At 44.0% G+C, this 19062-nt stretch carries 16 protein-coding genes; all 16 read left to right on the plus strand.

The window, feature by feature from the left end:
* Nucleotides 1-8: 8 nt before the first annotated feature.
* The 16 genes from AC1DOK_RS14355 to AC1DOK_RS14430 all read left to right on the plus strand — a co-directional run bounded on the left by AC1DOK_RS14355 (nucleotide 9) and on the right by AC1DOK_RS14430 (nucleotide 19039).
* On the plus strand, nucleotides 9-1283 hold the full coding sequence (locus AC1DOK_RS14355; protein WP_477554978.1) for a Gfo/Idh/MocA family protein: 1275 nt from the start codon (nucleotides 9-11) through the stop codon (nucleotides 1281-1283).
* Nucleotides 1284-1287: 4 nt separating this feature from the next.
* Nucleotides 1288-2046, plus strand: coding sequence for an SDR family NAD(P)-dependent oxidoreductase (locus AC1DOK_RS14360; RefSeq protein WP_477554979.1), 759 nt, complete (start codon nucleotides 1288-1290; stop codon nucleotides 2044-2046).
* 66 nt (nucleotides 2047-2112) lie between these two features.
* Entirely contained in the window at nucleotides 2113-2991 is an 879-nt protein-coding gene (locus AC1DOK_RS14365) for an ROK family protein (RefSeq protein WP_477554980.1), read from the plus strand.
* A gap of 118 nt (nucleotides 2992-3109) precedes the next feature.
* Nucleotides 3110-3841, plus strand: coding sequence for a sugar isomerase domain-containing protein (locus AC1DOK_RS14370; protein ID WP_477554981.1), 732 nt, complete (start codon nucleotides 3110-3112; stop codon nucleotides 3839-3841).
* A 128-nt stretch (nucleotides 3842-3969) separates the two neighbouring features.
* The gene (locus AC1DOK_RS14375; protein WP_477554982.1) at nucleotides 3970-5901 is read left to right on the plus strand and encodes a DUF8034 domain-containing protein; all 1932 of its coding nucleotides are present in this window, start codon (nucleotides 3970-3972) and stop codon (nucleotides 5899-5901) included.
* Between the two features lie 390 nt (nucleotides 5902-6291).
* The gene (gene iolD, locus AC1DOK_RS14380) at nucleotides 6292-8160 is read left to right on the plus strand and encodes a 3D-(3,5/4)-trihydroxycyclohexane-1,2-dione acylhydrolase (decyclizing) (protein ID WP_477554983.1); all 1869 of its coding nucleotides are present in this window, start codon (nucleotides 6292-6294) and stop codon (nucleotides 8158-8160) included.
* A gap of 13 nt (nucleotides 8161-8173) precedes the next feature.
* Nucleotides 8174-9088, plus strand: a complete 915-nt coding sequence (gene iolE, locus AC1DOK_RS14385) for a myo-inosose-2 dehydratase (protein ID WP_477554984.1) — start codon at nucleotides 8174-8176, stop codon at nucleotides 9086-9088.
* Nucleotides 9089-9095: 7 nt separating this feature from the next.
* Entirely contained in the window at nucleotides 9096-10106 is a 1011-nt protein-coding gene (gene iolC / locus AC1DOK_RS14390) for a 5-dehydro-2-deoxygluconokinase (protein WP_477555118.1), read from the plus strand.
* A 31-nt stretch (nucleotides 10107-10137) separates the two neighbouring features.
* Nucleotides 10138-11610: a CoA-acylating methylmalonate-semialdehyde dehydrogenase gene (locus AC1DOK_RS14395; RefSeq protein WP_477554985.1), complete on the plus strand. Its 1473-nt coding sequence runs from the start codon at nucleotides 10138-10140 to the stop codon at nucleotides 11608-11610.
* A gap of 18 nt (nucleotides 11611-11628) precedes the next feature.
* Nucleotides 11629-12510 carry a class II fructose-1,6-bisphosphate aldolase gene (gene fba / locus AC1DOK_RS14400; RefSeq protein ID WP_477554986.1) on the plus strand — a complete coding sequence of 294 codons (882 nt, stop codon included), beginning with the start codon at nucleotides 11629-11631 and terminating at the stop codon, nucleotides 12508-12510.
* Entirely contained in the window at nucleotides 12507-13565 is a 1059-nt protein-coding gene (gene iolG / locus AC1DOK_RS14405; RefSeq protein WP_477554987.1) for an inositol 2-dehydrogenase, read from the plus strand. Before fba ends, iolG begins: the two co-directional genes overlap by 4 nt.
* Before the next feature lie 13 nt (nucleotides 13566-13578).
* Nucleotides 13579-14400: a 5-deoxy-glucuronate isomerase gene (gene iolB / locus AC1DOK_RS14410; RefSeq protein ID WP_477554988.1), complete on the plus strand. Its 822-nt coding sequence runs from the start codon at nucleotides 13579-13581 to the stop codon at nucleotides 14398-14400.
* A gap of 8 nt (nucleotides 14401-14408) precedes the next feature.
* On the plus strand, nucleotides 14409-15419 hold the full coding sequence (locus AC1DOK_RS14415; protein ID WP_477554989.1) for a LacI family DNA-binding transcriptional regulator: 1011 nt from the start codon (nucleotides 14409-14411) through the stop codon (nucleotides 15417-15419).
* 255 nt (nucleotides 15420-15674) lie between these two features.
* Nucleotides 15675-17102: an extracellular solute-binding protein gene (locus AC1DOK_RS14420; protein ID WP_477554990.1), complete on the plus strand. Its 1428-nt coding sequence runs from the start codon at nucleotides 15675-15677 to the stop codon at nucleotides 17100-17102.
* Between the two features lie 147 nt (nucleotides 17103-17249).
* On the plus strand, nucleotides 17250-18176 hold the full coding sequence (locus AC1DOK_RS14425; protein WP_477554991.1) for an ABC transporter permease subunit: 927 nt from the start codon (nucleotides 17250-17252) through the stop codon (nucleotides 18174-18176).
* 11 nt (nucleotides 18177-18187) lie between these two features.
* A complete protein-coding gene (locus AC1DOK_RS14430; RefSeq protein WP_477554992.1) occupies nucleotides 18188-19039 on the plus strand; it encodes a carbohydrate ABC transporter permease in 852 nt (283 codons plus the stop codon).
* Nucleotides 19040-19062: the final 23 nt, after the last annotated feature.

Genomic DNA, 19062 nt, shown 5'->3' on the forward strand with positions numbered 1-19062 from the left:
TATTAGTTATGAAGAAAATTACTGCAGCATTAATCGGCGCCGGTCAAAGAGGGGCTGGTGCATATGCTTCCTACGCATTAGAGCACCCAGAAGAAATTCAGTTCATCTCTGTTGCAGACATGGATTCTGAGCGGAGAAGAGCTTTTCAGCAAACTCATATCATTCATGACGCGAACTGTTTTGCGAATTGGGAGGAACTGCTCGAACAGCCTAAGATTGCCGATGCCATTCTGATTTGTACGCAAGATAATATGCATTATGAACCTGCAATTCAGGCGTTGGAAAAAGGGTATCACGTACTATTGGAAAAGCCGATGTCACCTAATCCATTGGAATGTATCATTATGAGCGAATATGCAGAGAAGTACAATCGGGTATTTTCGATTTGTCATGTGCTTCGGTATACGGATTTTTTCTCGAAAATTAAGAAAATCATTACAGATGGCAGAATCGGAAGGCTAATTTCCATTCAGCACACGGAGAATGTCGAGCATCGTCATCATGCGCATAGCTTTGTCAGAGGCAACTGGAGCAATTTCGAAACCTCAAGTCCCATGATCCTAGCCAAAAGCTGCCATGATATGGACATCCTTTCTTGGTTGGTTGATGCGAAGTGTACCAGAGTGTCGTCCTTCGGTTCATTAACTCATTTTCGTCAAGAAAATGCGCCATTTGGAGCGACTAAACGTTGTCTGGACGGCTGCCAAGTGAAGGATGCTTGTCCTTATTTTGCGCCTAAAATGTACCTTGAAGTTGATCCGGTCTTCCGTTCGATCGTCAGTAGTGACACTAGCGATGAGGGGCTGCTAAATGCGTTGAAGGATGGGCCGTATGGAAGATGTGTCTATCATTGCGATAACAATGTGGTTGATCATCAGGTGGTCAATCTGGAATTTGCCAATGAAGTAACCGTCGCTTTTACGATGAGCGCGTTTACGTTTGAAGGGGGCCGTTCGATGAAGATTATGGGGACACAAGGTCAAATTCGAGCAGATATGGAGAAGAATGAAATTGAAGTTACAAGTTTTATGACCAGAATGAAAGAAACAATTCATCTGGATACTGATTTGGCTGGTCACAGCGGGGGAGATACAGGCATTATGCGTGATTTCGTTCGTCTTGTTCGAAGCGATGGAAAGGAAAAGGGTCTGACTGAAGCAAGTGTTTCGTTACAAAGTCATTTAATGGCTTTTGCAGCGGAGAAATCGCGATTGGAAGGTCGTGTAATTTCGATTAGTGATTACATCCATGAATTGAAAACAAACTGGAATTTGAAGAGGTGAGATAATGGAAGATTTACGCGGCAAAATAGCTCTTGTAACAGGTTCAACGAGTGGTATCGGCAGAGCAGCAGCGATTAAGCTAGCCCGTCATGGTGTGAAAGTGACTGTTCATGGCATGAATGTAGAGCGTGGACGCCAGGTGGTGGATGAAATCTGTGAGCATGGTGGAGAGGCCGTATTCGTGAGTCAGAATTTATCTGATCCGGAAGCTCCCAAGCTGCTTACAGAACAAACTGCGGGACATTGGGGTGGATTGGATATCCTTGTCAATAATGCGGCTCTTGTCTGTAATAAGCCGATTGAAGATATAAGACATGAAGATTGGGATTCCCTGTTTGCGGTGAATGTCAAAGCGCCTTTTTTCTTAACACAGTCAGCGCTGCCTTGGTTGAAACGTAGCGGAGACGGTGTCGTGATCAACATAAGCTCGATTAACCGAGTAGTTAATAGTTCGAATAATCTCGTCTATGACGCGATGAAAGCTGCTTTAAACCATATGAGCCGTGGGCTGTCGTTAGATCTGCGCGAGTTCAACATCAGGGTGAATGCACTTATGCCTGGAGGCACAGCTACGCCGTTATTGAACGAATGGTTTAGAATGACCAAACATACACCCGAGGAAGTTGACCAAATTTATAAAGAAGCTAAAAATGTAGCGAGTCCCGAGCAAATCGCTGATGCGATTGTCTTTTTTGCGAGCAAGCGATCAGCATGGATCAACGGAGCGGAAGTACCAATTGACGGTGGTTATTTTATCGGATAAATCCAAGACTGAAGTTGAGAAAAGCGCCATGTGACAGATAACCTTTAAGGATGGAGGCATTAAATGATGGACATGGCGATTGGAGTGGATATCGGCGGAACGAATTTGAAAATGGGACTCGTTAATCGCGGAGGGCAGATTTTCGATGAGAAATCCATCCCTTTGCCTCGTACTAACCGCTCAGCTGATGTTTCTTTAATCGGCCAGCATATTGCCGCTTTTATCGAGAAGCAGGAAGCAATAGATGGGATAGTAGGTGTTGGTATTGCTTGTCCAGGAATTTTGGACACGAAGCAAGGGATTGTCCATGACGCTGTGAACTTGGGCTGGCACGAAGTTCCTTTGGTAGACTGTATGCAGAAGATGTTGAAGCTGCCTGTACGACTGGCATACGATGCGGCTGCAGGCGCAGTTGGGGAGAAAAATTATGGCGCTGGAGCTTTGTTGCCAAGCTTTTTGTATGTTTGTTTAGGAACAGGAGTCGGTGCAAGTCTAGTTATGAACCGAAGATTATATGAAGGGGAATGGGGTCCGATCATCAATATCGGGCATACGAGCATCATTCCCGATGGCAAGCCGTGCAAATGTGGGAATCGGGGTTGCTTGGAAACCTATGTTTCGGCTTCGGCGATTACAGAGCATACCGGGGCAAATGCCTTTCAGGTCTATGAAGCGGCATTAAAAGGCGACTTAAATGCGATAAGATTGTTTCAGGAAGCAGGTGAGTTATTGGGGGTAAGCTTGGTTAATTGCATTCAACTTTTTGGTGTCGGTCATGTGATCATTGGCGGCGGGTTGAGCAAAGCTGGTGATCTGCTGCTTGCCCCTGCACGAGCAATGGTGGAGGAAAGGTTGTCGGCATTGAGCTCGCTCAGTGTTCATATCACTTCTGCTGCTTTTCCAACGACTGCTGGAATTTTAGGAGCGGCGGCTTTGCATTTTTAACATATTAGAATTTATAAGTTTTCTTCTATAAATTGGCTAATATATCTCGCAGAAACGTACCCGTCTTATAAAGACGGTGAAACCGTTTCTACTTGAGTGAAATGAGAGGTGAAATGTAATGTTGCTGGATCAATATATTCAAACCGTACAAGAACAGCTGGATAGAATTCACAATACCCAGAAAGATAAGATTGCTATAATCGCTGGCAAAATCGCGGACTCGATAGAGGCTGACGGGATTATGCATGTCTTCGGCAGCGGACACTCACACATGATTGCAGAAGATGTATTTCATCGTGCGGGCGGCCTCGCTTGCGTGAATGCAATGTTGGAGCCTTCTCTGATGGAGCTTAATGTAGGCCGATCGACTGTGCTCGAGAGATTATCGGGCTATGCGGATGTGCTGCTTGCCGGGTATGATTTGCGTCCTGATGAAGTAATTGTAGTTGTATCCAATTCCGGTATAAATGCTGTCCCGATCGAAGTGGCGATGGCATGTAAAAAGCGTGGACTGTTCGTCGTTGCATTGACGAATATGGATCACTCTTTGAACACAGTCTCTCGTCATGTGAGCGGAAAAAAATTGTACGAGGTTGCAGACATCGTGCTGGACAATTGCGGCACATTTGGCGATGCGGCTTTGTCGTATGGTGACAGTGGACAAAAAATGGGAGCAACATCGACGATTGGCGGAATTGCGATCATTCAGGCGCTGACTGTGGCTATCGTCGATGAACTGAGCAGTAGAGGGGTTAATCCTCCGGTTCTGATCAGCGCTAATCGGGATGGTGGCGATGGCCACAACCGCGAGTTAATCGACCGATACCGAAATCGGATTCGATACCTTTAAGTATATTAGAATTTATAAGTTTCACGAGATAAATTAGCTAATATACCTCGCAGAAACGAACCCGTCTTATTAAGACGGTCAAACCGTTTCTACTTGTTCACATCATACGATAAGGGGAGTTGTACGAAATGCCAGTTTCGCAGCAAAAAGAAAATATAGCCAGCATCACCGCCACTCATCGGATTGCACCGCCTGGGTGGGCGCTGCAGGAGCAGTTGCTGTTCGATACGCTGAATAAGGCAGCGAAAGAATTCGTCGCGCGTTATACCCGTCCGGACGGAACGCTCATTTGGTTCGATCATTGGCCCGGCATGGACGGATCAGATGATCCGTACGAAGGGTTCATGAACTTGGCACTTCTTTACGTTCTTGGTGGAAGCGATGAGCTGTACGAAATTTCCAGGCGTATTTTCGATGGCATCACCTGGCAATGGACGGAGTATGGTCAGATTCATCGGGACTTCGACGCGTATTACGATTGGATGCACCACGGCGAAGGTTATTTGTTCTTTTATTTTCTTGGATTGGCAGGACCAGCTACATTGAAGGATCGTCAGAGAGCGCAGGGGTTCGCTGCTATGTATACAGGCGATGATCGGGATGCGCCAAACTACGATAAAGAGCTAAGGCTGATTGTTTCGCCATTGACCGGAAGCAGAGGGCCCCGGTTTGAAGTAACGGAAGAAGATTGGAGTACGCACCGGGGGATTCTGGATGATTATCTCGCTCCTTACGAAGATATTCCCGGTGTTAATTTTGAGAGTGGCAAATGTGCCTGGTCCAACGATGAAGTGTATAAACATCTGATCGCGATGATGAATGAGAGGATGAATCGCGGTGACGTACCGCTGAATTTGAACGCAACCGGGCTTGTTACCCATGCATTTATGGAGTGCGGAGATGAGAAGCTGCGTCAGTGGGTTATCGAATATGTTAAGGCTTGGCAGGAGCGGGCGGAACGCAACGGAGGCATTATTCCAGATAACATAGGACTGACAGGGCAAATCGGCGAATACAACGACGGCAAATGGTGGGGTGGCTACTATGGATGGCGCTGGCCGCACGGTTTTATGACCATCATCGAACCGCTGACGAACGCCTGTATGAACTTGGCCATGCTGAGCGGGGATTTAAGTGGTCTGCAGTTAGCGAGAGAGCAGCTCGACCGCAATTGGGATTTGCGTAAGGAACAGGATGGCAAATGGCTCGTACCCTATAAGCATTTCGATAGTGGCTGGACCGATTATCGGGAGGCGCAGCCGAAGTATCCAATCTATCTTTGGTCGATGTCGATGGCCGACGAGGATTTGGAAAGAGTCGAGCGTATTCCAAAAGATCATGATTGGAATGAAGTGATAGTTCCTGCCTTTTCTGGACGAGATCCCAAAACCGGCAGGGAAACAAAGCATTACATTGGCAATACCCAGCCGTGGTACCAGTATATTCGAGGACTTAATCCTGGCTATCCGGAACGGATCTTAAGCGCGAATTACGAGTTAATCAGCAATCAGCTGGTGAAAATGAGGTCGCAGGATGGGAATCCGTACAACTGGACGGAGCATTTCAATGAGGGTATTTATTCCGCTATTCATATCTGGCAGGAAATGTGCCCGGTTTACTTCGAGGGTCTGGTGCAGCTAACGCTTGGCGGTCCGATGCATATTTCGCACGGTGGGCTTCAGCACGGCAGAGTCCGCTACTTCGACTGCCTCAAGAAGCGTACGGGATTGCCAGAAGGGATATCAGCTTTGGTCGAGAAGCTCACACCAGACTCCGTGACGGTACAGCTTGTGAATACAAGTCTGTTCAATGCGCAGTCCCTTATTGTCCAGGCTGGTGTGTTTGGTGAGCATCAGTTTACGGACGGTGAAATTGTCAGTCACGATGGTGAAATAACCGGAAGCGTAACTGTCAACGGAAAGTGGCTTCAGGTCGAAATGCCAGAAGGAACGAGAATTACACTCCGTCTTGCCATGAAACGGTTCGTGAACGCGCCAACCTACGCTATGCCTTGGCCGGAAGATGACAAACAGCGAATTCAGGGACGAATCAAGGGTTAGAAAAAGAAGCCAAAATAACATATACAATACTCAAAAGTCGATACTTGGTATCGGCTTTTTTGCATCAGAAGATAAAATTATTATTGAATTTAGAATATTCATGCGTTAATATTAGGTTAAGCGCTAAACCTGTTCTTATTGATTGAATTATCATAATAAATATATTTTTTGCAATACTCGATTTATTAGTTTGACAAAGGAGTGATTTCGTAACGTCGCATGTCTGACTAAGGCTCGAACTCTTGCTAAGTGTATTGGAATGAGAAGGTTGTTAATCAGGATGGAGATATAAACACTATTTTTCGTAGGTGTGCCTGATATTCGAGCATGGTGTACGAATTATTTTTTACTAGTTAAGTTAAGCGCTTAATCTTATCAAGGAGTGATTTCATGTCGTCTATACGTCTGACAATGGCTCAAGCTCTTATTAAGTATTTAAATCAGCAATTTATCAGTGTGGATGGAGTAGAGTCACCATTTTTCGCTGGTGTTATGGGGATTTTCGGGCATGGCAACGTGACGGGAATCGGAGAAGCACTAGAACGTGATCCAGGAAGTTTGAACTTTATCCAAGGGAAGAATGAACAGGGTATGGTACACGCTGCCGTCGCTTATGCGAAGCAGCAAAATCGATATAAAGCGTTTGCTTGTACAACTTCGATCGGTCCAGGAGCACTGAATATGATAACCGCTGCTGCGACAGCGACCGTTAACCGTATTCCTGTCTTGCTGTTGCCAGGTGACAATTTTGCCAGCCGCAAGCCGGATCCTGTACTGCAGCAGCTAGAAGTTGCTGGTGATTATGGAATTTCGACGACAGACGCCTTTAAGCCAGTCAGCAAATATTGGGACCGCATCGTTCGGCCTGAACAGTTAATGACTGCGTTAAACCAAGCGATGCGGGTGCTGGTAGATCCTGCTGAGACTGGAGCAGTTACCCTGGCTTTGCCTCAAGATGTGCAGGCGGAAGCATATGACTATCCAACTTCCTTTTTTAAGAAACGTGTTCATGTCATAGATCGCCAACTGCCATCACTTTCAGCGATTGACCGTGCGGCAAAGTTAGTTTCTTCCAAAAAGCACCCGCTGCTTATCGTAGGAGGAGGTGTTTTATACGCGAACGCTATGGACGAACTGCGAGAGTTTGCAGAACGGTTTCAAATTCCTGTGGCAGAAACACAGGCAGGCAAAAGCTCCCTTGCCTGGAATCATCCGCTGAATGTCGGTGCTATCGGTGTCACAGGTTCGCTAGCAGCGAATCGTATAGCTAAGCAGGCAGATTTGATCATAGGCGTAGGCACAAGGTATTCGGATTTTACGACATCGTCTAAATGGGGCTTTCAGCATGAAAATGTGCAGTTTGTGAATATCAACATCAACAAGCTTGATGCAGGCAAAATGTCAGGTGTTTCGATTGTGGCTGATGCCAAAACTGGACTGCAAGCCCTGCTAGATGCTCTAGAAAAAGTAAATTACGTCAGTCAATATGAGCCTATGTTTATTCAAGAGCAAAAAAGAATTTGGGATGAGGAAGTCAATCGGCTTTATCATATGGAATTGAAGGAAGGATTTTCTCAAACTAGAGCGCTTGGTGTAGTGCAGGAGTGTCTACATTCAACCGATGTTATCGTTTGCGCTGCGGGTAGCTTACCTGGCGATTTACACCGACTCTGGCGTGCTCTAGAGCCCAAAACCTATCACATGGAATATGGATTCTCATGTATGGGTTATGAAGTCAGCGGTGCTTTCGGCACAGCGCTGGCGGAACCTCATCGAGATGTCTATGCGCTAGTAGGAGATGGTAGTTATTTAATGCTTCACTCCGAACTGATCACGAGCATTCAAGAGAATCGCAAGTTTACTATTTTGCTGTTCAATAACCACGGCTTCCAATGCATTCACAATTTGCAGCGTGGTCATGGAAGTGATGGATTCGGCAATGAATTCCGTTATCGTGATACTCAAACTCGGCAATTGTCTGGTGCTTATATGCCGATTGATTTTGCTGCTCATGCGCGCAGCTTAGGAGCGCAGGCGTATAAGGCCACAAATGCTGCTGAACTCAGAGCAGCTATAGAGTCGGCTAGAGGTGAATCTGTCACGACGCTAATTGAGATTGCTGTAGTTCCAGGATCAAATACAGGAAATTACGAGTCATGGTGGCATGTTGGGGTACCGGAGGTTTCTGTCAGCAGTAAAGTAACAGAGGCGTATGAAACGATGAACAGTAATTTGCATAAAACCCAGAATTTTGATTAAAGGAGACGATTGTATGAAGGAATTCCCTTTTAATTTAGGCTGTCATCCCATTAACTGGGTGGGTGAGGACGTTAAGGAGCATGGTGCAAGCACGACGTTTGAAACGATTGTGAACGACATACAGGCACTAGGCTTGAGAGGTACGGAAATGGGCCGTAAGTATCCTGAAGACCCGGTCGTTTTAAAGCAAGAGCTTTCAAAGCGTGGCATTGGGCTCGTATCCCAATGGAAATCGGTGCTTTTCTCAGATCCAGCTTATCGCGAAGAAGAGCTGAAGGCTTATCGGAAGCATGCGCAGTTCTTGGCACAAATGGGGAGTAAGGTAATCAGCACGGCTGAAGTCGGTGGATCGCTGCATTTTGATCCAAGAAGATCGCCTTTTGAGAAAGAAGTGATTTCGCTGGATGACAAAGGCTGGGAGAGTTTGGCTGAAGGCTTGAATGCAGCTGGTGAAATTGCACAGGAATACGGTCTCAAATTAACGTATCACCATCATGGTGGGACGGTCGTAGAGTCTTTGGCCGAAATTGACTATCTGATGTCTTTGACTGACCCTTCTCTCGTGTATTTGCTCTTTGACACCGGACACGCTTATTACGGAGGAGCTGATCCATTGGAAGTGCTGCGTAAACATTACGACCGTATTGGCTATATCCATTTGAAGGACGTTCGCAGCCAAGTACTTAATGAAGCACGTCACGAGAAAGCGGACTTTGTTACCTGTATTCGTAAAGGGGTATTTACTGTGCCAGGCGATGGCGATCTGGATTTTGTACCGATTGTGAATGAATTGATAGATAGAGGCTATACAGGCTGGGCAATGCTTGAAGGGGAACAAGACCCTGAAACCTGTCCGGCATATGCATATGCGAAGAAATCTTTGAAATATTTATATGGTATTTTGCAATCAGTAGAAGAAAGGAGCTAGCTAATTGATGGCATACCTAACATTTCCGACTGAAAAACCATTGGACTTTGTGGCGATTGGCCGACTGTGCATTGATTTGAATGCCAATGAAATCAATAAGCCTATGGAGGAAGTTGTAAGTTTTACAAAATACGTCGGTGGTTCTCCTGCTAATATTTGCATCGGCATGTCACGGTTTGGACTAAAATGCGGATTTATCGGCAAAGTTTCCGATGATCAAATGGGTCGTTATATTACAAGCTATTTACAGCATAATGGCATTGATACCAGCAATGTTATCGTTGATAAGTCAGGAGCTGTGACAGGATTAGCTTTTACTGAGATCAAGAGTCCTTCGGATTGCAGCATCTTGATGTACCGCGATAATGTAGCCGATCTGAAGCTTGAGCCAGAAGAAGTCAACGAATCAGTAATAGCAAGTACCAAGCTTCTGTTGATTTCGGGAACAGCGCTTGCCAAGAGCCCTTCGCGCGAAGCTGTACTACAGGCACTAGATTACGCCAAAAAACATGGAGTTGCTGTTGCCTTTGACTTGGATTATCGACCTTATACATGGAATTCTACGGACGAAACATTGGTTTATTACAATTTGGCAGCTGAAAAATGCGACATCATTATCGGTACACGCGAGGAGTTTGATATGATGGAGCGTTTTGAATCCAATATAGAGAAGGATGATCGAATAACTGCTTCAAAATGGTTTGATTATACAGCAAAAATTGTCATTATTAAACACGGTAAAGCCGGTTCGATCGCTTATACGAAAGACGGTGGTATCCATAAGGCCAGAAGCTTCCCTGCAAAAGTTATTAAGACCTTTGGAGCTGGTGATTCATATGCAGCAGGGTTCCTATATGCTCTAATGAATGGCTGGCCGATTGAGATGAGTATGGAGTTTGGAAGCGCAGCTGCAAGCATCGTAATTTCTAGTCATAGCTGTTCAGAAGCGATGCCAACTTTAACACAGGTGAAAGACTATATAGAACGCTGCAATAAAGGTGAAATCACAGCCACATAAAATGATTAAACAAATGTTTAGATAGAAGGGAATGACATATATGATAACTGCACAACAATCACAAAATATTTTGAAAAATTTTATTGATGGACATTGGGTAGATTCGGATTCTCAGGTTTATGAGCCGGTCTTGAATCCAGCGACTGAGGAAGTTTTGGCTCATGTTCCGATATCTAATGACGAAGACTTGAATTCTGCTGTAGCTGCAGCGAAGAAAGCGTTTCCGGGTTGGAGTCAAACTCCTGTGACGAGACGAGCAAGAGTCTTGTTTAAATATCAACAACTGCTCATTGACCATTGGGATGAGTTGGCGAAGCTGATTACGCTTGAGAATGGCAAAAGTTTCACTGAGGCGCACGGAGAAGTATTGCGCGGCATTGAATGTGTCGAGTTTGCTGCTGGAGCGCCTTCATTAATGATGGGTAAGCAGTTGCCAGATATCGCCACGAATCTTGAGTCCGGAATGTATCGTTACCCGGTCGGAATTGTGGGAGGCATTACGCCATTTAATTTTCCCATGATGGTACCTTGCTGGATGTTCCCGCTCGCTATTGCATGCGGCAACACGTTTGTGCTGAAGCCGTCCGAGCGTACGCCATTGCTCTCTAATCGCCTTGCCGAGCTGTTCAAGGAAGCTGGTTTGCCTGATGGAGTTTTGAATATTGTGCATGGTGCTCATGATGTTGTAAACGGTATATTGACGCATACAGACATTAAAGCGGTATCGTTTGTTGGTTCCCAGCCTGTGGCCGAATATGTGTATAAGACCGCATCCGCACACGGAAAGCGCGTACAGGCACTTGCAGGTGCCAAAAATCATTCCATCGTTATGCCTGACGCAGATTTAGATGCTGCTGTGCAACAGATTATTGTTGCTGCATTCGGGTCTGCTGGAGAGCGTTGTATGGCTTGCTCTGTTGTAGTCGCAGTCGGTGAAGTTGGTGAAATACTCGTTGATAAGCTGAAGTCAGCCGCCGACCAGATTACCATGGGTAACGGTATGGAAAATGGTATTTTCCTCGGCCCAGTCATTCGGGATCAACATAAAGCTAGAACGATTGGCTATATCGAAAGCGGTGAGGAAGAAGGAGCTGTTCTGGTTCGTGACGGACGGAAAGATGCTGGTTTTGAGCAAAAAGGATATTTTGTCGGACCTACATTATTCGATAATGTGACATGTGAGATGAAAATTTGGAAAGATGAGATTTTCGCTCCTGTCTTATCCATCGTTCGAGTCGATACGCTCGCCGAAGCAGTTGAAGTGGCGAACCGATCGGAATTTGCCAATGGAGCCTGCCTATTCACAAAAGATGGAAGCAACGTTCGATATTTCCGTGAGAACATCGATTCAGGCATGTTAGGAATCAACCTGGGGGTACCAGCACCAATGGCATTCTTCCCTTTTTCTGGCTGGAAAAAATCGTTCTACGGTGATCTGCATGCTAACGGCAGCGACGGAGTTGAATTTTACACTCGAAAGAAGATGGTAACCGCTCGCTGGTAAAGGAAAGGAGAACCAAAGATGTCCCTTGTTTCAATGAAAGATATGCTGAACTCAGCTGATCAAGGCGGTTATGCTGTCGGTCAGTTTAACTTAAACAATCTAGAGTTTACACAAGCGATTTTACAGGCTGCGCAAGCCGAACACTCACCAGTTATTTTGGGTGTTAGCGAAGCTTATATTCCTTACATGGGTGGTCTACCACTAATTGTAAGTATGGTTAAAAACTACATGGATCATCAAGGCATCGATGTTCCAGTTGCGCTTCACTTGGATCATGGATCCTCATTTGAGATATGCGTTAAAGCGATTCATGCAGGATTTACCTCAGTCATGATAGATGCCTCTCATCTTTCGCATGCGGATAATGTGGCCGTGACTCGGCGCGTGACTGACATCGCACATACGATGGGTGTGTCAGTGGAAGCAGAGCTTGGCAGAATCATCGGTAAGGAAGATGATTTGGTCGTGAACGATTCAGAAGCGATGTATGCAGACATCGAAGAATGTGTACGTTTAGTTCGTGATACAGAGGTTGACTGCTTGGCTCCTGCACTCGGATCAGTGCACGGACCTTATCGAAGAGAGCCTAAGCTAGGATTCGCCCGGATGGAAGAAATTCATAAGCGTACAGGTATTCCGCTTGTGCTTCATGGCGGGAGCGGGTTGCCGAATGATGCAATACAAACGGCAATTTCCTTGGGGACAGCCAAAATTAACGTCAATACGGACAATCAAATCGTGTTCTCAATGGCGGTACGCAAAATCTTGATGTCAGACACTGCTGAATATGATCCTAGAAAATATCTTGGTGCGGGTAGAAACGCTGTCCAGGAAGCTGTGCAAATGAAAATGCGTCAATTTGGTAGTGCGGGTAAAGTAAAAGGAGCTGAAGTAAGATGAAGAAAGTAAGAGTAGGGATTATTGGTGCTGGTCGGATTGGTAAAATTCATGCGGAGAATTTACTAACCATGTTGCAAGTCGATGTGGTAGCCATATGTGACCTGTATGCAGAAGAGGAATTGTTCCAATGGGCTGCTGAGCGCGGAATCCGAATGGTTACTAAAGATGCCAGTGTTATATTTCAGAATCCAGATATTGATGCTGTCTTGATTTGCTCTTCGACAGATAGTCATATTTCTTTTATCGAACAAGCAGCGGCAGCGGGAAAATCTATTTTTTGCGAAAAACCGATAAGCATGGATGTCAGTCAAACCAAACACATTCTCGAGACTGTAAGAGCAGCAGGTGTTCAGCTGCAGATCGGCTTTAACCGCCGTTTTGACCATAATTTCAAGCGGGTTCGCGAAGTTGTGCAGGAGGGAAGAATCGGAACACCACAGATGATTAAGATTACCTCTCGTGACCCAAACCCGCCGCATGAAGATTACATTAAAGTTTCTGGCGGAATTTTTCAAGATATGATGATTCATGACTTTGATATGGCTAGATATGTAGCTGGAAGTGATATTGAGGAGGTCAATGCCCTTGGCGGCGTTTTAATTGATCCGGTATTTGCTGAACACGGTGATTTAGATACGGCAATCGCTACGCTGCGCTTTGTTAACGGCGCTATTGGCGTCATAGATTGCAGCCGCCAAGCTGTCTACGGTTACGATCAGCGCGTGGAGGTTTTCGGTTCAAAGGGCTGCGTTGCTGTTGCTAACGATCATCCGAATACAGCAGAAATCAGCACCTCTGATGGCATATTCCGGGATAATCCACTGCATTTTTTCCTCGAGCGCTATAGTACATCATATTTCGATGAAGTGAATCAGTTTATCGCATGCATTCAACAAGAGAGACCCGTGCCTGTTAGTGGTTATGACGGCTTCCAGGCAGAATTGACAGCGCTGGCGTGTAAATATTCTATTAAACTAGGAAGACCGGTCAAATTGTCAGAGGTGATAGCTTGGCTGGAGCAGGAGAATGGCCAGCGTAAAAGTGATAACAAATAAGGAGGTTGCACCAATGACAAAACTGATTGTAGAGCCGCAGTCAATACTAGATTCGGATAAAAGCAGTTTAATTATTACGCCTGAATCTGCTGGTTGGAAATATGTCGGCTTTGAACGAATTAGTTTAAAATCTGCTGAAAAATTGATTCAGTCGACAGATGATAATGAGGTGTGTATTGTATTGCTGTCAGGTAAAGCGGATATCGTTACCGATCAAGGGGCTTGGACCCAAATAGGTAACCGTATGGATGTTTTCGAGCAAATTCCGCCATATTCAGTCTATTTGCCGAATCAAGTCTCATATAGTATAACGGCCTTGACAGAGCTCCAATTGGCTGTTTGTTCAGCTCCTGGTAAAGGTAGTTATCCTGCACGTCTCATTGCCCCGGAGGATGTCGGTGTTGAAGTGCGTGGCACAGGAAATATGGAACGATACATTCATAATATATTGCCTGAAGATGCGGATGCGGATTCTCTGCTAGTTGTCGAGGTCTTCACTCCTGGCGGCCATTGGTCCAGTTATCCGCCGCACAAACACGACCGCGATGCCCTGCCGGATGAATCACTGCTGGAAGAAACGTATTATTATCAAATGAAGCCTCGCCACGGATTTGCCATTCAGCGTGTGTACACGGAGGATGAGTCGTTAAACGAAACCCTAGTTGTCAAACATGATCAAGCTGTTCTTGTTCCAAGAGGATACCATCCCGTGTCTGTACCGCCAGGTTATAATGCTTATTATTTGAATGTTATGGCGGGTCCGTCTCGGACATGGAAATTTCATGTAGAAACGCAGCATGAATGGCTTATGCCAAAGCCTCAGCAGAAAGAATAGGAGATTGTATGAAAGCGAAAGTGACGATATACGACGTTGCACGTGAAGCTGGCGTATCCATCGCGACCGTGTCGAATGCGATTAATGGAAAAGGAAAAATAAGCCAAAAAAGGCGTGAAGAAATTTTAAGTATTATGAAACGTCTAGACTATCATCCCAGCGTAATCGCATCTGCTTTGACCGGAAAGCGAACCTACACGATCGGATTGCTTATTCCTGATATTTCGAATCCTTTTTTTGCTGAGGTAGCTAGAGCGGTAGAAGATCATAGTCAAAAAATGGGTTATACTGTCATCATTTGCAGTACAGACAATCAGAATGAACGAATCGAGCGTTATGTATCGCTGTTGGAGCAAAAAAGAGTTGACGGTATTATTATTGCTACAGGTATTGAAGACTCGGGCACGATTGATCGGCTCTTGGAAAAAAAAGTGCCAGTTGCTTTGATTGCCAGGGAACTTAGGTCTATCGATGTTAATACGGTGATAGTCGATGATTTTGTTGGAGGCGAAATGGCCGCTGCTCATTTGCTTGCACAGGGACATACTCAATTCGCCATTCTAGCCGAAAACTATCACGTCAGCAGCAGCCGTGAGCGTGTTCGTGGATTCAAGCATGGACTCTCTCAAGCAGGTATCCAATTAGATGACGCTGCCATCAAAATTTGTGAATATACGCTAGAAGACGCAAAGAAGCAAGCGGCATTGCTTCTGAAATATGAATCGATTCCCAGTGCCTTATTTTGCTGTAATGATATATTGGCGGTGGGCGCTCTTCAAGCAGCAAAGGATGTGGGTATCCGCATTCCTGAGCAGTTGGCATTGGTCAGTTTTGACAATACGATCTTAGCAAGAGTGACTGATCCGCCCTTGACTTCAGTTGCGCAACCAATGGAGCATATGGGTAGAAAAGTAGTAGAATTGATTGTTGAGGAGTTATGGGAACCGTCAATCATGCGGCAACGCATTGTTATGCGGCCTGAGCTTATTGTCAGAATGTCTTCTGTAAAGCAAGTATGAGAAACCGATTTCCCTATTTTGTTGTATAATTTGCAAATAATATTGATATAGAATTATATAAAAATTTAATTTTGTGATATTTCCAATTAATCTGAAATATGTTATAATCGTTTTTAGGGTAAGCGGTTACCCAACGTAATTGAAACAACAGATAAATTAATATGTTGTTTCAATTACGTTGAGAACAGCAAGGTAGAGCTGTGTTGTAAGCGCTTTCTAATTATTACATTTTATTTATTAGAAGGGGATGTAAGAATGAAGAGATTATTAGGTATTAGTTTAGTTTGTTTACTTGCTTCTAGTGTATTAGTGTCTGGCTGCAGCGATTCCAATCAAACGAGTGGAACGACAGGTGAGGGTACAAAAAATGGGACTAAAGATGACTCTCAGAGAAAGATAAGTTTGCGTACGATCACAGAGGACCAAGGCGGGCAAACACCGGAAGAGAATAAGTTGTTTGAAGACGAAGTGAAGAGGCTTTCTGGTATTGAGATTTCCATTAATCGCTCCAAGGCGGATTATAAGAAGAAATTACTTGCTGCAGTTGCGGCCGGCGAGAAGTTTGATCTCTTCTATGCAGTAAAAGAATCGATGGATGTTTTAGTGGAGCAGAAGGCATTGATGCCTTTAGACGATTTGATTAAGAAGTCCAAAGTGTTCTCCGACCCCAATGTGATTTCTGAATCTGAGTGGGATATGGTTCGTTATGACGGAAAAATATATGGAATATTCAATAAAAAAGAAGGCGGGACAATGCCTTTAGTACGTAAAGATTGGCTTGATAAGCTGAAATTGCAGGAACCAAAAACGCTTGATGAGTATTATAACGTACTAAAAGCGTTCAAAGAACAAGATCCAGATGGGAATAAAAAAGATGATACATACGGGTTGTCGACTGCCGGCTTGTATGACATCCAACCTTTTATGAGCGCGACTGGTGTCAAGGCAAGATACGTGATTACAGCGGATGGCAAACGTACGATTCCATATGCAACAGAGCAAGCTGTACCGGTATTCGAATGGTTCAATAAGTTGTTTAAAGAAGGAATTCTTGATCCGAATTTCGCAACAAACGATTCTGGAAAGATGCGCAGCATGTTCCAGACTGACCGTGTAGGCATGATTACTTACTGGGATGCCTGGACAGGCATGTTTAACAATATGTTTAAACAGGAAGATCCGAATACAACCAAGTTAGTGGTGGGTATAAATGGTGTACCGGGTCCAGACGGGAAAGTTATGCTTCGCCGAGGAGACCCGAGTACTTGGGTAATTCCAGCTAATTCTCCTGATCCTGAAGGTGCTATGAAATATTTAGAATTTTTGTATACTGATGCAGGGATTAGGCTTGCAACAATGGGTATTGAAGGGCACGATTATAATGTTGTAGACGGTAAATATGTGCTTACTGAAGAAGGTAAGAAGCATCAAACGCATGGTGGAGGGACGAGTTACAATAAAAACTATAAAGATCCTGTTGAAGAAAGTGATGTGACGAAAGCAGCAAAGGAGATTGTTCTTAATGCGAATTCCAGTACTGAACTTTCCACCAATAAATGGAATGATGCTAAGAAGATTGTCGAAAACTATGCTTTCCAAGCGATTATGGGGAAATTGCCTTCCAAGGAAGCTGTGCAGAAAATGCATGATGAGTTGCTAGCAGCTAAACTTATTGATCAATAAAAGCTGTTAAAAAATTTTTTTGAATAATCGAGGCTGATTCTCGAAGAGCTTCAGTCTCGATTAATTTTCAAAATATAAGAATTTATATCGCAGGGCTCATAAATTCTTAAGTATTTCTCGCAGAAACGCACCCGTCTTATAAAGACGGTGAAACCGTTTCTACTTGTTTGGTGTGATAAAACAGATCTTATAAACGGCGGTGATAGCTTGAAAACACTAACGAAGTATAAAACGCTCTATCTCATGGTCCTGCCAGTTTTAGTTTATTTTTCTTTGTTTTCCTTCTATCCTCTGGTAAAGGGACTGATTTCCAGTACACAGAAGGTTAACCTGATTGGCGAACGTCCATTTATTGGTTTGGAAAATTATTTAACTGTACTCAATGATCCGAATTTCTGGCAAGTTCTAACCAATACTTTGATCATAGGTTTAAGTATTCTTATCCTTGGTTTTATTGCACCAATTGTTGTCGCATTATCATTAAATGAAGTTTTCAGACAAACATTCAAAAAACTCACGCAAATGATCATCTATGTTCCACATTTGTTTTCCTGGGTTGTTGTGGGTGGTATCTTTATTCAAATTCTCTCCCCGGATGGCGGGTTGATCAATGAAATATTGAAACTATTCGGTCAGACTCCTATCAACTTTTTATTGGAAGAGAAATATGCAAGGTCCGTTATTGTTTTGAGTACTATTTGGAAGGATATGGGTTTCTATTGCATCCTCTATTTGGCGACAATAGTATCCATCGATCCTACTTTGTATGAAGCAGCACGTATTGATGGAGCAAATCGCTGGCAACAAATGCGCTCTATTACACTTCCTTCTCTGGTTTCAACAATGAAGGTCGTTATTATGCTGAATGTGATGTCTATTCTTCGTATTTTTGATCAAATTATTATGATGTCGAATTCAGTAATTGCAAAGAAAGTAGAAGTGCTGATGACATACACTTATCAAAAAGGTATTCTTGAATTTGATATAGGAATCGCAACAGCAGCAGGCTTTATTGTGATCTTTGCAACACTGCTTATTAGTTACGTTATAAGCAAAATTATTCGATACGACTAGGAGGTGGCAGTGTGAAAAGACAACAAGTTTTCCAAAGGTCGTTTCAAATGTTGAACGGGTTATTTCTACTCTTACTTGTAGCTACTATGATTATCCCGATATGGAATACGTTCATTGTATCAGTTTCAGGCAATGTTGGTTCAATGGAGGTAAGTCTTAAACTTTGGCCGACTGAGTTTGATTTTAATTCTTATGCTACTGTCTGGAATAATTTAGAATTATGGAGACCCTTTTTTAACAATGTGATCGTAACGGTAGCTGGTACCCTTATTCATGTGATTCTTTGTGCACTCGCTGCTTATGTATTGCTGCAAAATCTGCCAGGTAAGCGAATTATGGTTTCATTGATTCTTTTTACGATGATGATTCCGAGTGAAACTATAATGATTCCATTATATATAGTTAATAAGGAATTCGGTTTAATTAATACCTTAAGCTCGCTGATTGTCGCAGGAATGGCATCAGGTTTTAGTATTATGCTGTTCAGAAACTATTTCTCAATGGTGCCTACAGCGCTAAGCGAGTCGGCTCGTATAGATGGTGCAGGAGATTTTAGAATATTTTCTACTATCTATATTCCTTCCTCCCTTTCTGGACTTGCAACGGTTGTCTTGTTTGAGTTTGTGCATCGTTGGAACCAGTTCAAAGAACCGCTGTTATATATTAACAATACGAAATTATATACGCTGCAGATTGCGCTTCGCTCAATGATTGATTCAAAAGGATCAAGCAGCTTTAACATTATTACACCGAATATTCAGGCGGCGGGTATTATCATAGCCCTCCTTCCACTCCTTGTGATATATCCTTTTGTTCAGAAATATTTTGTTAAAGGTTCAATGCTAGGGGCTGTAAAAGAATAACTAACCCATAGGTGGTGTCGACA

Source organism: Paenibacillus sp. P5_B5 (assembly GCF_056400365.1).